7 protein-coding genes are annotated in these 15,715 nt (G+C 38.8%); 1 reads left to right on the plus strand and 6 read right to left on the minus strand.

Annotation, left to right across the window (positions count from 1 at the left end; genetic code table 11):
- From LrDSM24759_RS04170 to LrDSM24759_RS04175, 3 genes are all read right to left on the minus strand, one after another.
- Nucleotides 1-7,779: Rib/alpha-like domain-containing protein (locus LrDSM24759_RS04170; RefSeq protein WP_117118238.1), on the minus strand; the 7,779-nt coding region annotated here is incomplete at its 3' end.
- A gap of 336 nt (nt 7,780-8,115) precedes the next feature.
- Entirely contained in the window at nt 8,116-8,277 is a 162-nt protein-coding gene (locus tag LrDSM24759_RS07710) for a hypothetical protein (protein ID WP_157964236.1), read from the minus strand.
- A gap of 98 nt (nt 8,278-8,375) precedes the next feature.
- The gene (locus LrDSM24759_RS04175) at nt 8,376-10,013 is read right to left on the minus strand and encodes a malolactic enzyme (protein WP_117118239.1); all 1,638 of its coding nucleotides are present in this window, start codon (nt 10,011-10,013) and stop codon (nt 8,376-8,378) included.
- A 127-nt stretch (nt 10,014-10,140) separates the two neighbouring features.
- Here LrDSM24759_RS04175 and LrDSM24759_RS04180 point away from each other — a divergent pair, with 127 nt between their 5' ends.
- A complete protein-coding gene (locus tag LrDSM24759_RS04180; RefSeq protein ID WP_117118240.1) occupies nt 10,141-11,019 on the plus strand; it encodes a LysR family transcriptional regulator in 879 nt (292 codons plus the stop codon).
- A gap of 428 nt (nt 11,020-11,447) precedes the next feature.
- Here LrDSM24759_RS04180 and LrDSM24759_RS04185 read toward each other — a convergent pair whose 3' ends face one another.
- From LrDSM24759_RS04185 to gnd, 3 genes are all read right to left on the minus strand, one after another.
- Nucleotides 11,448-12,416, minus strand: a complete 969-nt coding sequence (locus tag LrDSM24759_RS04185; protein ID WP_117118241.1) for an AEC family transporter — start codon at nt 12,414-12,416, stop codon at nt 11,448-11,450.
- A 115-nt stretch (nt 12,417-12,531) separates the two neighbouring features.
- The gene (locus LrDSM24759_RS04190; RefSeq protein WP_117118242.1) at nt 12,532-14,091 is read right to left on the minus strand and encodes a ClC family H(+)/Cl(-) exchange transporter; all 1,560 of its coding nucleotides are present in this window, start codon (nt 14,089-14,091) and stop codon (nt 12,532-12,534) included.
- A 111-nt stretch (nt 14,092-14,202) separates the two neighbouring features.
- Nucleotides 14,203-15,591: an NADP-dependent phosphogluconate dehydrogenase gene (gene gnd, locus LrDSM24759_RS04195; protein ID WP_117118243.1), complete on the minus strand. Its 1,389-nt coding sequence runs from the start codon at nt 15,589-15,591 to the stop codon at nt 14,203-14,205.
- Between the last annotated feature and the right edge of the window lie 124 nt (nt 15,592-15,715).

Here is a 15,715-nt window from a genome sequence, read left to right on the forward strand (position 1 = left end):
TGCTACTGAAGCATCGCTCTTAGCTTGACTTGCAGCGCTTGAAGCTACTGATTCTGCTGAACTTGCGGCACTTGAGTTGCCTTGACTTGCATAGCTTGATGCGGCACTTTGGGCACTTGAGGCTGTTGATGCAGCATTTGAGGCGTCGGTTGCTGCGGATGAAGCAGTTGAGGCTGCTGAACTTGCTACTGAAGCGGCTGAGCTTGCCTTATTTGCATCGCTCTTAGCTGCTGAATCAGTAGGATTCTTGTCTGCATTACTCTTGGCTTCACTTGCTGAACTTGAGGCATGTGATGCTGAGCTTGATGCATTACTTGCATGGCTACCTGCTTCACTGGCTGCTGAGCTGGCTTGGCTTGCGTAGTCACTTGAAGCTGAACTTGAGCCTGGGTTTACTGCACTTGAAGCTTCGCTTGCTGCTGATGAAGCTGTTGAAGCAGCTGAGCTGGCTTTTGATGCGGCACTTGAAGCTACTGAATCATCACTCTTAGCTTGACTTGCTGCGCTTGAAGCTACTGATTCTGCGGAACTTGCGGCACTTGAGTTGCCTTCACTTGCATAGCTTGATGCTGCACTTTGGGCACTTGAAGCTGTTGAGGCTGCACTTGAAGCATCACTTGCTGCATCTGAGGCAGTTAATGCGGCTGATGAAGCTTCGCTTGCTGCTGATGAAGCCGTTGAAGCGGCTGAGCTGGCTTTAGAATTGTTTGGATCCTTATCTGCATTACTCTTGGCTTCACTTGCTGCGCTACTTGCGTTGCTTGATGAACTTGAAGCATCACTTGCGTGACTTCCTGCTTCACTGGCTGCACTTGAAGCTTCGCTTGCGTAATCACTATTTGCTGAGCTGGCTGCACTTGAGTTATCTGATGATGAGCCTTCACTTGCTGCTGAACTTGATGCGCTTGAGTCAGCTGATGATGAACCTTCGCTTGCTGCTGAGCTGGCAGTTGATGCGGCACTGCTTGCTACACTTGCAGCACTTGAGGCTGTTGAAGCGGCGGAGCTGGCTACTGAGTCATCACTCTTAGCTTGACTTGCAGCACTACTTGCTACTGATTCTGCGGAACTTGCAGCACTTGAGTTGCCTTCACTTGCATAGCTTGATGCGGCACTTTGAGCGCTTGAGGCTGTTGAAGCGGCGCTTGATGCATCCTTTGCAGCGCTTGAGGCCGTTGATGAAGCGCTTGAAGCTGTTGATGCTGCTGAGCTGGCAGTTGATGCGGCACTTGAGGCTGTTGAGTTGTTTGGATCTTTATCAGCGTTGCTCTTTGCTTCGCTTGCAGAACTTGATGCGGCACTTGATGAGTTTGAAGCATCACTTGCGTGACTCTTAGCATCACTGGCTGCGCTTGAAGCTTCACTTGCGTAATCACTTGATGCTGAGCTATTAGCGATTGAAGTTGCTTCACTGGCTGCGCTTGAAGCTGTTGATGAAGCAGAACTTGCTTCTGATGCGGCACTTGATGATTCACTTGCGGCACTCTTAGCGATATCTGCATCTTCACTAGCCTTCTTAGCTGCATCTGATGCCTTTGATTGTGCTTCGCTGGCGGCTGAGCTGTTACCTGCTGAGGCTGCACTGCTTGCAATTGAATCTTGTTCACTTGCAATGCTCTTTTGTACATCGGCATCACTTGCGGCTGATGAAGCAGTTGAGGCTGCGCTTGAAGCTTTTTCTGCGGCTGAACTTGCTACACTTGCTGCTGAGCTTGCCTTGTCGGCATCACTCTTAGCTGCTGAGTTCTTTTCTGCTGCACTTGAGGCTGCTGATGCGGCACTTGAGGCATTAGAAGCATTGGATGCAGCTGAACTTGCATTGCTCTTTGCTACATCTGCTGCACTATTTGCCTCTGATGCTGAGCTTGATGCAGCTGGTTCATATGGTGTTACATCAATTGGCTTCTTGTTTGCTTCACTTTCTGCGGCACTTGCTGCGTCTGAGGCTGTTGATGCGGCACTTGAAGCAGTTGATTGTGCTGATGAAGCTTCGCTTGCTGCACTCTTAGCAATATCTGCATCTTCACTAGCCTTCTTAGCTGCGTCTGAGGCCTTTGATTGTGCTTCGCTGGCTGCTGAACTGTTACCTGCTGATGCGGCTGAGCTTGCAATTGAATCTTGTTCACTTGCAATGCTCTTTTGTACATCGGCATCACTTGCGGCTGAGCTGGCTGTTGAGGCTGCACTTGAGGCTTTTTCTGCAGCTGAACTTGCAACACTTGCTGCTGAGCTGGCTTTATCTGCATCACTCTTAGCTGCTGAGTTCTTTTCTGCGGCACTTGAGGCCTTAGCTGCGTTGCTTTGAGCATCGCTGTTTGCGGAACTTGCCTTATCTGCACTACTTGATGCTTGACTTGCTGCTGAGCTTGCTACATCTGCTGAGCTTGATGCGACTGGTTCATATGGTGTTACATCAATTGGCTTCTTGTTTGCTTCACTTTCTGCGGCACTAGCTGCGTCTGAGGCAGTTGAAGCTGCAGAACTTGCTGCTGATGCGGCACTTGATGATTCACTTGCGGCACTCTTAGCAATTTCTGCATCTGAGCTTGCCTTGTCTGCTGCTTCTGATGCCTTTGATTGTGCTTCGCTGGCTGCGGTGCTATCACCTGCTGAGGCTGCTGAGCTTGCTATTGAATCTTGTTCACTTGCGATGCTCTTTTGTTTATCTGCATCACTTGCGGCACTGCTTGCTGTTGAGGCTGCGCTTGAAGCTTTTTCTGCGGCTGAACTTGCTACACTTGCTGCTGAGCTTGCCTTGTCGGCATCACTCTTAGCTGCTGAGTTCTTTTCTGCTGCACTTGAAGCTGCTGATGCGGCACTTGATGCTGTTGAAGCATTTGATGCGGCGGAACTTGCGTTACTCTTTGCTACATCTGCGGCACTGTTTGCTTCTGATGCTGAGCTTGAAGTTGCTGGGTAGTAAGGGTTAACGATAATCTTACCATCTAAACCAGTCTTAGCATCTTCAATTGCCTTAGTTGCCTTATCTACTTCATCTTGAGTTGCATCTGGGTTATCTAACACACTCTTACCTGCTGCTACAGCATCATCGTAAGCCTTCTTAGCTTCGTCAGTACCATTAATGTATGCTGGAGTCTTTTCTACTGTTGGTGCGTCGTCAACTGCCTTTTGTAAGTCAGTTTTGTCTGCACCTTCTACTGTTACTGGAACAGTTACTTTGTCAGTAGTTCCATCTGGGTAAGTTACTGTTATTTCTCCAGTGGTTTCGCCAACCTTACTTGTGTCTGGAGTCTTAGTCCATTCATAAGTTGTGCCTTCTGGCATATCCTTAGCGTTAGTAATAGTAGTTTCTGCGTCTGGTACTTGGCCACCTACTGGAACCTTTACATCGGTTGATGCTTCTGGAGTGTAAGTATCTGAATCTGGCTTACCATCTAATGCACCCTTAGCCTTGTTGATTGCGTTAGTAGCGTCATCTACTTGAGCTTGGGTTGCATCTGGGTTATCTAAGACTTTCTTACCTGCTGCTACTGCATCATCGTATGCCTTCTTAGCATCGTCTGTACCATTTCTGTAAGCTGGAGTCTTTTCTACTGTTGGTGCTTCATCTACAGCTTGTTGCAAAGCAGTCTTATCTACTTCTTCTGCACCTTTTACAGTTACAGGTACTGTTACTGTATCAGTAGTTCCATCTGGATAAGTTACAGTAACCACACCAGTAGTTTCGCCAACTTTGCTTACATCTGGTTCAGTTGTCCATGCATAAGTAGTACCTTCTGGCATTTGATCAGCATTAGCAATTGCCTTAGCTGCTTCTGGTACCTTACCTACAATAGTAGTTAAATCAGTAGCAGCTTCTGGAGTGTATTGATCTGCATCAGTAATTCCAGAAGTAGTGATAGTAGTAGAAACTTTATCAGTTGAACCATCTGGGTAAGTTACGACAATCACACCTGGAATAGTTTGATCTGCAGTAACTGGGACTTGTTGTCCATCTTGCCATGCGTAAGTAGTACCTTCTGGTAACTTGTCCTTGTTCAAAATTTGTTCTGCTGCATCAGGTAATGATTCTGCAGTTGCTTGAACAGGATTCTTAACTTGAGGAGTGTAAATAGCACTGTCATCGTAATGAGCTGTACCAGTTACTTCAATTGGTTCAGCACCCGGAACAGTAACGATAACCTTAGCTGGTACATTGTCACCTGCTGTAGGAGTATTATCATCTGCCCAAGTTACCTTAGTACCTGCTGGTAAGTTAGCTGGATCCTTGATCATGTCATATGGAGAAGTTGGGTTCTTCACATCATCATTAGTTGCAACAGATACACTCTTAACAGTGGTTTGAGTAGTTGAACCATCTGGGTAAGTTACTGTTACAGGAACAGTTGTTACACCAGTAGTGTTAGTTGCTGGAATAGTAACAACACCAGTTGATGAATCAATAGTTGCACCTGCTGGAGCATTACCATCAATAGCAAACTTGGTACCTTCTGGTACAGCAACAGTCTTACCATCGTTATCAGTAATTACTGGAGTAATAGTTGCTGCCTTGTTAGCTTCAACTGCAGTAGTTGGGTAAGTTACATCAACATCATCAGCAGTTTGTGCTGGATCATTAACTTTGTATTGAACTGGAATATCTAAGTAAGCTGGAGTAGTACCATCTGCTTGCATTACTGATGGATAAGTTACACGAACAACACCATTGTTTTGTGTCTTAGTAGTTGGAGTTTCTGCCCAACTTAAAGTGTAATCAATACCTGCGTTATCTAAAGCAGTAGTGTCTACTAAACGCTTGAATTGAGTTTGAGTTAAACCGTTATCGATGCTCTTCTTTGAGAAGCCAAGATCAGTATTCTTAGCAGTAGCACCGGTTAAATCTAAGTTTAAGTCAACAGTTTGAGTACCGCCCTTAACATAACCATTCTTAACTACAACTGAATCTGGAGCAAAGCTAATAGATACTGGAGCTGTAATAGTTTCATTGTTACTTGGAGTATCTACCACAGTTGATGGAGTCTTAGCCCATGAAACTTTACCGTAGTTAGTAATATCTACTGGAGTAACTTCTGGATTATCCTTAGTTGGGATAGCGTAGTAAGTTAACTTGTAGTTATCAGCAATATTTTCTACTTGTGCTGACTTATCAGTAGTTTCTGGTAAGTTACCTGCAGCATATTGAATTGCAACAGCACCAGTGGTGTTACCATTTTCATCCTTTTGCCATACAGGTGTAGTATCGTTACCTAAAACATAAACAGGAGCAATAACTTGATCGATTGAGTCATCCTTGTAAGTTACAGTTACAGGAATGTTTACAACAGTACCAACTTGACCTTGGTTAGCAGCAAAAGTAATCTTACCAGTTGCTGAGTCAATAGTTGCACCTTGAGGAATTGTTACATTACCTGTTTGTACCCAACCTAATTGGTATGGGTGACCTGACATAGTGTTATCAAGTAAATCAGGATTTGGATTTGCTGGAGTAAGAGTTCCATCTTCACCTACTTGGTAGAAAGTTGGTGAATCAATGTTAATAGTTTCGCCAACTTTAGCAGTTGAATCCTTGTAACGTGCATCGTATTTGTAAGATTCAAGATCCATTGAAGTCAATACTAAACGTTGTTGAGTACCCTTAACGAAGTTAACGCTTGAAAGGAAATCATTTAACTTGTTGTTATCAACTGGTGCCATACCAGCAGCGTTAATCTTACCGCTAGATTCTTCACTAAAGTTTTCCACTTGCCAAGTCTTGTTTGGATCAGCATTGTTATTCCCCTTATCCCATTGCTTGACATCAACGCCACCAAATTTACCAGCATCCATGTGAAGACCTGAAGCAGCATCAATCAAGTTACCAACTGAGTAACCATTAGGGTTGGTTCTTTGAAGGTTTAAGTATTTAACTTGGCCAATAGTTCCAACCTTTGAGGTCTTCATGATATTAATTAATGGACTATAAGCATCTTTCTTACCAGTAGCAATACCTATACCACCTATACCAAGAGTCATACCTTCATTGTCAGAAGCATCTTGAATATCAATGGTTGATCCATCTGCAAACTCTAAGTCGTAAGCTTGACCACCAAATACTGTACTTCCTCCAAGTTGAATCATAGCAGTAGAAGTTTTTACATTTCCACGCTTCATCTTCAAAGTAGCACCATCTGCAACTGTTAATCTAGCATTACCAGTTTGTGAGAAACTAATTGCACCTAAAGCAATAGGAGCATAAATCCAACCATCTGAACCCATGTTACCAGACATTCTTTGACTAAAGCCATTATTGTCTTGCATGGTATCAATATTAAGAGTTGAGCCTTTCTTTAAGTCTAAGTTGGACAAAAGAACAGCAGATGAGTGACCTTTACCTAAGGTCATGTTAACAGTAGCACCTTCATTTAAAGTCAAGGTACCATTAGCATTACGTGAAGCAATACCACGTAAACTTGTAGTGCTGCCCTTACCATCAATACCATTAGTATTAATAGTTAACTTGGCATTCTTACCAACAGCCATACTACCAGCTGGATCACTACTATCACTAGTATCAGGACTAAGCTTAATTACATTGTGTTCTTCATCTTGAACACCAGAAGTGAGACCACCAATACCAAATGATCCAGTCATTGATGCTGTAATACTTACATCAGCATTGTCATCAATAAGGACATTACGTGCAAAAATTATATTTCTATCAGCACCTTGTTCAATTGAACCGGTAGCATTATTAGCTAAAGGTGAAACGTTAATAACATCTTTACCCTTGAAGATAACGTCGACACCATCTTCATCATTAGTTAATGGCGTGTTTAAATCAGCTTGGAAATTATTGAATGTAAGAGTAACCTTTTTGAGATTAGCACTGTTCATGTTACCAAAATAAATTGGTGTGTAACGTGTACTAGTTGAGTTATTCTTAACCTTTACATCATTGAAAGTTAACTTCCAACCATTAGTATTATCTTGGTTTTGGTTCCACAATGAAATGAACCATTTACCCATATTAACTGTGTGGTCATTACCATTAACAGTTAAATCACGAGCAATGCTAGTAAATGGACTGTTTGAAGTCTTATTAGCAGCTAATTCGTAAGGTTGTAACCAGTTATCACCAGTTAAACCAGTACCACCTGATACTAATCCACCATCAACTTGACTTTGTTCTTCAGTCATGTTGGTTAAATCAATATCCTGGTTAAGATTAATTGTAGTAATATCTTTGTTTGCAATAGCCTTTGATAAGTCAGCAAAGTTTTCTACATTAGCAGTATGTTCATCAGTAACTGCAGTTTTAGCAAGCTTATTTGCCTTAATTAAAGAATCTAATGAACCATTACCTTTTGCTAAATCCTTAGTATTAAGCTTTAAAGCAGTTGTTTCTGTGGATTTTGCATCTTTATTATCAGTCTTTTCATCTGCTTTTGTAGCAACAGATTTAACTTCTTCTGACTTAGGTGCATCAGACTTAACTGCATCTGATTTTAGAGCTTCAGATTCTGGAGTTGCATTTTCTGAAGTAGGTTGAGCCTTTTCAGTAGCAACTGACTTAGTAGTATCTTCAGCAGTTTGTTTTACTGGAGCTTGACTGTCAGCTTCTGGCTTTGCAGAAGTTTTACTGGTATCAGCTTTAACAGTAATATTTTGACCAGTTAATTCAGAAGCGTGAACTACGTGATTAGTTGGTCCTTCATTCATAAAGAACAATACTCCGATAAGAACAGAAGCAGCACCTACGCTAAACTTTCTGATTGAGAAACGTTCTTGTTTACGTTCCATCTTACGAAGACGTTCTTGATAATTATTTTTTGATAACATCTAATCGATCTCCTCCTGGGAAAAACAACAATCGTTGTTTCATTATTTTTCTTTATAAATATTATAGTATTATAAAGCATTTATTATATTACCATCATTGATTTTAAAATACCAGCTGTTATTGTTACAAATTAATATTTATTCATAATTCCTCTTCAACTCTTTATACTAAGGCCCGAACTAAAAGAATTACTATTATAAAATAGTAATAATTAATTAATAATTTTATATATCCGTTATTTAATCTTTTTTCTTTGATTATCATTTGCTAAATGTTATTTATTAAATAACTTTTAACAAATAAAAAACCGCTACTTTTTTAAGTAGCGGTTTTACTTAACGATAAAAATCTCCATCTTCTAATCGAGAATCTCGATCCTTTTGGATGGTATCAATTAATTCATCATTTGCTTTATCATCTTCAGTTGTTTCTAGAAACTCTTCTGTTTTTTCTAGTAAACTCTTTTTCTTCTTTTCATGTTTTGGTTTATATGCCATTTTGATCATCCCTTTTCACCCTTATTTTATCCTCTTTAACAAAAAAGCTCCAAGAATATATCTTGGAACTTTTCTACTATATTATAGTTACTTTTAAATTAGTCTTCGTTAGTGTATTCTGCAGTCCATTGCATTTCTTCAGTAACCTTAGCAGGATCAGTAATACCTTCACCAGCTAAACCTTGGTCAATTGCGGATTGAACGACTGCACGAGCTTCAGTCTTAGTAAATGATTGAAGCATTGAGATTGGTGGCAATACTGCTGCACCTGGCTTAGAAGTATCAACGATACCACCAAGTGAGTGAGCTGCAGCTGATAAAATTTCATCATTAACAAGTCTAGTCTTACTTGCCAATACACCCAAACCTAAACCTGGATAAATCAAAGCGTTGTTTGCTTGACCAATGTGGTAAGTTACACCGTTGTATTCTACTGGAGCTGATGGAATACCAGTAGCCACTAATGCACGTCCTTCAGTCCATTTAATTATGTCTTCTGGATGAGCTTCGATCAACTTAGTTGGGTTAGAAATTGGGAAAATAATTGGACGTTCAGTACCAGCCGCCATAGCTTTTACAACACCTTCAGTGAAAGCACCTGGGTTAGTAGAAGTACCAATCATAACGCTAGGATGAACTGCCTTAACTACGGCTTCTAAGTTAGTTAATTCATCAGCATTAGCAAATTCACTTCTCTTACGTACAAATGGCTTTTGTTCTGGAGTTAAGCCTGGAGTATCTTCGAATAAAAGACCTTGCTTATCTACTAAGTAGAAGTGCTTCTTAGCTTCTTCTTCACTTAAACCTTCCATACGCATTTCACGGTACATCATGTTGGCAATACCCATACCGGCAGTACCAGCACCGTAAGTTAAGAATACTTGATCAGTGAATTTTTGCTTAGAAATGTTTAAGGCACCTAATACACCAGCTAAACATACAATACCAGTACCTTGAACATCATCGTTAAAGACAGGAATCTTATCTTGGTATTGCTTTAAGATCTTAGTAGCATTATCACGACCAAAGTCTTCAAAGTGTAAGTAAACATCTGGGAATACTTCACGTGCTGCTGCAACAAATGAATCTACGAAGTGGTAGTACTTGTCACCGTAAACACGTTTCTTTCTCAAACCTAAGTATAATGGATCGTTCAATAAAGTTTCGTTATTAGTACCAACATCTAAAGAAACTGGTAATACTTCGCTAGGATCAATTCCAGCTGCAGCAGTATAAACCATTAACTTACCAATAGCAATGTTGACACCGTTAGTACCCCAGTCACCGATACCTAAGATACCTTCTGCATCAGTCGCAACAATTAATTTAACGTTACGACCAGCAGCTGCATTCTTCAAGCTTTCCTTAATATCATCTTCGTTATCAATTGATAAAAAGGCTGCTTCTTGAGGTCTTTGGAAAATTTCACTGTATTTTTCAATTGCAGGTGCAATGATTGGATCGTAAATAATTGGCATTAATTCTTCAATGTGGTGTTGCATCACATAGTAGAACAAAGTACGGTTAGTATCAAAAACTTCCATTAAATATTGACGTTGTTGCAAGCCTTCTGGACGATTCTTGTATTCGTCATATACACGCTTAGCTTGTTGTTCAATAGTTTCAACTTCAACTGGTAAAGTACCAACTAAGCCAAGTCTCTTTCTTTCTTCATTAGTAAATGCAGTACCCTTATTTTTAAAAGGATTGTTTAAAATTGACCATGCATTACTCATTATATTGCCTCCCTAGCCTTGGTAATTCTAACTTTTTTCTTGTATCATAAGTTAGTATAGCCCGATGAAAAAATTATAGTCAAAGATAACGCTATCCTAAACTTTTATTTATATGAGGAGGACTAATATGAATATTCAGGATTTAAGATATTTTCATGCTCTAGTAAATTTAAAAAGTTATACTAAAACAGCTGAAAAATTTAATGTTAGTCAACCAACTATTACTGCCGCCATTAAACGTTTAGAAAAGAAATTTGGTGGTCAATTTATTATTCGGGATCAATCACATAAAAGTATTATTATTACTAGTTTAGGGCAGCAATTTGATGAACACGCGCAAGCAATCTTAAATGAAGTTTCAGTTGCCGAAGCAGAAGTTAAGGCTCAACCTAGTCCTGATATCTTATTTGGTTTACCACCAATTATTGGCCGTAACTATTTACCTACTATTGCTCCTACTTTATTTGCGAAAGGAATTTTACCACGCTTAAATGTAGTTGAACGTGGCTCTAATGATTTACGTAAAATGCTAGTAGAAGGTGAAATTAATCTTACCTTACTCGGTCTTGCCTCTTTAGATATTGAGCCAATCATTAAAATTCATGTAATTGATCGCTACCCAATGGAAGTCATTGTTTCAAAAGATCATCCCTTCGCCAAAAAAGATGGTATCTATTTTAAAGACTTGGCTAAAGAAAACTTCATCGGAATGACCCAAGACTATATTCATACACAGGCTTTAGAAAAACTTGCCCATCAAAATCATCTTACCTTGAATACAATTTATCGTAGTCCCGATGTGGCTGTCATTAAATCATTAGTTGCCAAAAATTTGGGTGTTTCTTTTATTACTACCTTATCCTTGAATGAAAAAGACAATGTAGTTTCAATTCCACTTTTAGACAAAGAACAACCAGAATTTATTTTTGCGGCGGCAATGAGAAAAAATCATATTCTCACTTCAAAAGAAGAAGTATTATGGGACATTTTAACGCAAAAAAAATAAGGCTTCATTTGAAGCCTTATTTTTATAGCTAATTATCCTTTTATACAAAAAGACGGTCATTCGACCGTCCCTGCAAGACCTTGCTCGTCCTAAGAACCACCAAAGGACATTACGCACGCCTTATATTATCTTGTTTTATATGTTTATTGTAACATGGTAAACTAATAATTGCACGCGAAGATCTTACCAAATCTTCATTCTTTGTGCAGATGGGAGGTGTTCCCATGGAAGCTTATATTATCTTGTTTTTATTACTCGTACGTGAAATTCTGCACGAGCTTAATAAGCTTTTACGTAAATAGGGGTGAATAGAGAGTCTTTGACTCTCTATTTTTATACACTAATCCCAAAAATTCAAATTTTAATTTTCCTCAACACTTAACGCAAAAAAAATAAGGCTTCATTTGAAGCCTTATTTTTATAGCTAATTAGCCAATGATAAACATTAAAACTGGAACAACGATGATGAAGAGCAAAGTACTCAAAACAACAACGTTGGTTGCGTAATCAACATCACCATGTGCTTCACCAGCCAAGATTGGAAGAACAGCAAGAGCTGGAGTAGCAGATTGAACGATGAAGGTCTTACCCATTAAGTTAGCAATATCTAAGTGAAGGACTGTAGGTCCAAACCATTTAACTAATAAGATCATTACTACTGGAGCTAAAATGAAACGTCCAAGTAAAGCAAAGACTGTATCTTTGTCAAAGTGAATACTCTTAAGACCAGCATTAGCTAACACAATACCAATATAAATTAATGATAATGGAGTAACTAAATTACCAACGTAGTTAAAAGTATCACCTAAGAATTTAGGTAATTGAATTCCAGTTAATAACCAGATAACTGCCACAAAGAAACCAACCAATGGCATTGGTAAGATCTTTCTCCAGTTAATCTTGTTATGTTGCTTTTCAGCTTTAACTAAAGTTGGATCGTCATTCTTAATCAAGAACACACCAAATGCCCAAGTAGAAACGGTATTGATGATGTAGTAGATTAAGAAGTATGAAGTTGCTGCACTACCAAAAAGTGCTAAGTTCAAAGGCATCCCAATAAAGATCGTATTTGCGTTAGCGATGGTGTTAATGAATACCCCACGGCGACCAACCTTAACCTTAAGAACTTTAACTAAAATAAAGGCAACAATATAGGAAATAACTACTCCAATAAATGGTAATAGTAAACCTGCAAATAAGTTAAACAACTTGCCTCTAGTTAAGTTGTTTTGCACAGACATAAAAATGGATGCTGGCAAGGCAATTTGAGTAATTAACTTAGAAACGTTACCGCCAAATGAATCTGCGAGCCATCCTTGTTTTCTAAGAATGTATCCCAAAAGCATAATCAAAACAATAACGACTACACTTTGGATAGATGATAGAAATGCTTGCATCTAATCCCCTCTCATATAAATAAAATTTTACTAGCGTTATGAAATGCTTATATGTGCACTTCCTGAACGAATTATTTATAACACTTTTTAGAAAATTTTAAAACTTTATTTTTAATTATCCGTCTAATTCAACACCCTGTAATTTCTTCATGGCGTTATAAACTTTGCCACGTTCTCCCTCATCTACTTCAATCACCAACATGTCACCTGCTTGAATGATAGTATTTCCTACTGGAATTAAATCTTCACTATTACGTCTAATCATTCGAACTAAGGTGTTTTCAGGCCACTTAATTTCAGCAATCTTTTTACCTACTAACTTACTATCTTCATAGACAGGTAAAGTAATTTGATCTTGGCGTCCAGTTCTTTCGTCATGATAAGAATTAGTTTTTTCCATGGCATTAGCCAATTGGTCATAGATTGGATGTCCACCTAAAAAGTCATCAACTAGCAATGCAATAAAGGCTACAACTGCTAATGGCATTAATTGAAAAATCGAGCCCACCATTTCAACAATTAATAAAATCGCTGTAAATGGCGCATGAATTACTGAAGCAAATGCTCCTGCCAAAGAAAAAATAATTAGATTAATGATATAACGTTCTGGCAATAATCCTAATTGGGCCATCAAAGCACCATAAGTCGCACCAATCACAGCTCCTAAAGTTAGGACCGGTAAGAATACCCCACTGGGAACACCTGAATCATAAGAAACAATTGAGAAAACTAATCTAATTAAATAGTAAACTACCAGCATCCCAACTACTGTCCAGCCCAAAGGACTAACCAATTGATTTAATGAAAGAATCAGACGGCTACCTGAACCAGTAATATTCGGTAGATAATAAGCAATGGGAATCAAAATTGCTAATGGAATTAAACTATAAAGCCATGCTGGTAAAAAAGTGATTTTAGCATAAAGTTTTTTAACATTAAATAAACCAATTTTATATAAATGACCTAAAAGTCCAATTAACAAGCCTAAGATTACCAAATGCCAATATAAATTTAGCGGCAACATGTGCCCATAATGTAAGGGCAGTGCAACATGCTGGCCGAACATATTAGATACCACAAAATTAGCTGCAATTGCACCTGCTAGTGAAGTCATCCAAACTCTAGGTGCAAAATCACGAAAAACTGCCTCCAAAATAAACATACTTCCTGCTAATGGTGCACCAAATGCGGCCGCTAACCCACTAGCACTCCCACTAGCTAGTAACACTCTGGTATTTGTTTTTGACTGCTTAACTCCTTGAGCTACACCTTTACCAACCATTGCTCCCATTTGAAGTGAGGGACCTTCTGGTCCTAGAAAAAGTCCTGAACCAATTGTTAAAATTCCACCAATAAACTTACGCCATAATGTCGGCCACCAACTCAATGACAGCTTACCGGCTAATTCCAATTTAACTTCTGGAATACCAGAGCCACCAACATGGGGATGCTTTTTAACTAGTAATCCAGAAATTACACTAATTAAAATAAAACCGATAATTATAACTACAAACCAAAGATTATTTTCATGAGCATTGGCAAAAATTTTTAGCCAAGAGTTTGTTACATAATCTAATCCCCACCTAAAGGCACCAATTACTACACCAACAAGAGCTCCGACGATAATTGATTGAAAAATAAGTTTCCAATATACAGCTGTGAGTGTTTTTTTCATAACTTAATCCATAACTTTTATAACTTTACTTTAATATACCTTACCTATTATAGGACAAAATAAAAGACTCATAGAAATTTCTATGAGTCTTTTGCGTTTCACATGAAACAATTATTTTTCTTCATACCATTCAGTATGGAAAGTACCTGGACGATCATTTCTTTGGTAAGTGTGAGCACCAAAGTAATCACGTTGAGCTTGAAGTAAGTTCTGTGGCAAGTTTGGATTAAAAATTGATTCCAAGTAATTCAAAGCAGCACTTAAAGTTGGGGTTGGAATACCCGCATCAGTTGCTAATTTGATAATGTCACGTAAAGCACCAATATCTTCTTTCTTAACTTTGTCAAAGAACGGAGCTTTGAAAAGATTTTGCAAGTTTTCGTCAGCACGATAAGCAGACTTGATATCTTGTAACATTTCTGAACGGATGATACATCCAGCTTCCCAGTTTTGAGCAATGGTATCGTAGTGAAGTCCCCAATTATAAGCTTTAGCAGCTGCAGTCATTTGTTCAAAACCTTGAGCATAAGAAACAGCAGTAGCTAGGTATAAAGCTTTACCTAACTTTTCAACCAAGTCTTCAGGTGCCTTTTCAGGAGCAGTAGCTGGTTCAGGATCATCTCTAAAGGTAGCTTTTGACATGAAACGAGCCATAACTGCTTCAGCAATTACAGTAATTGGCACACCTAATTTAATAGCATCTTCAAGCATCCAGTTACCAGTACCCTTGTATGAAGCCTCATTTAAAATGTGGTCAACTACGTAATCAGGAGTTAAGTCATCTTTTTGTTTCAATACTTTAGCAGTAATTTCAATGAGGTAACTCTTAAGGGCACTTTCATCCCATTTAGAAAAAATGTCACTCATTTCTTCATTAGAGTAGCCACCAATGGTACGTAAAATATCATATACTTCACAAATAATTTGCATAATACCATATTCAATACCATTGTGAACCATTTTTACGTAGTGACCACTACCTTCAGGCCCAATATAACCAACACAAGGTTGACCACTTGGAGTCTTAGCAGCCATTGCTTCTAAGATTGGAGCAACTTCTTCATAAGCTTTTTCATCTCCACCTGGCATTAAAGCTGGGCCATTAAGAGCTCCTTCTTCACCACCGGAAACTCCCATACCAAAGAAGTGAATGCCTTTTGCTTCAAGCTCACGTGAACGACGAACAGTATCGTGGAAATTTGAGTTACCACCATCAATGATAATGTCTTCTTTATCAAGTAAAGGAATTAATCGTTGAATAACTTCATCCACTGGTGCACCAGCCATAATTTGTACCAAAATTTTACGTGGACGTTCCAATGAATTTACAAAGTCTTCTAAAGTATAAGTAGGTTTAAGATCTTTATCTTCATATTTTGCTAAAGCATCTACTTCAGGTTTATCAATTGAATAGCCTGCAACAGAAAAGCCATGATTCTTTGCATTAAGAGCTAGGTTCTTTCCCATAACTGAAAGACCAATAACACCGAATTGTTGCATAATTGCGCCTCCATAATCTAAATATCTCTAGTTATATAGTATAAACGTTTTTTGAAAAATTTATTACCCTTTTACTTACTTTTAGTGATTACTAATCATAATAAAAAGTCTGCCTCAATTCAAG

It is taken from the genome of Lactobacillus rodentium (assembly GCF_003423665.1).
Classification (GTDB): Bacteria; Bacillota; Bacilli; order Lactobacillales; family Lactobacillaceae; genus Lactobacillus; species Lactobacillus rodentium.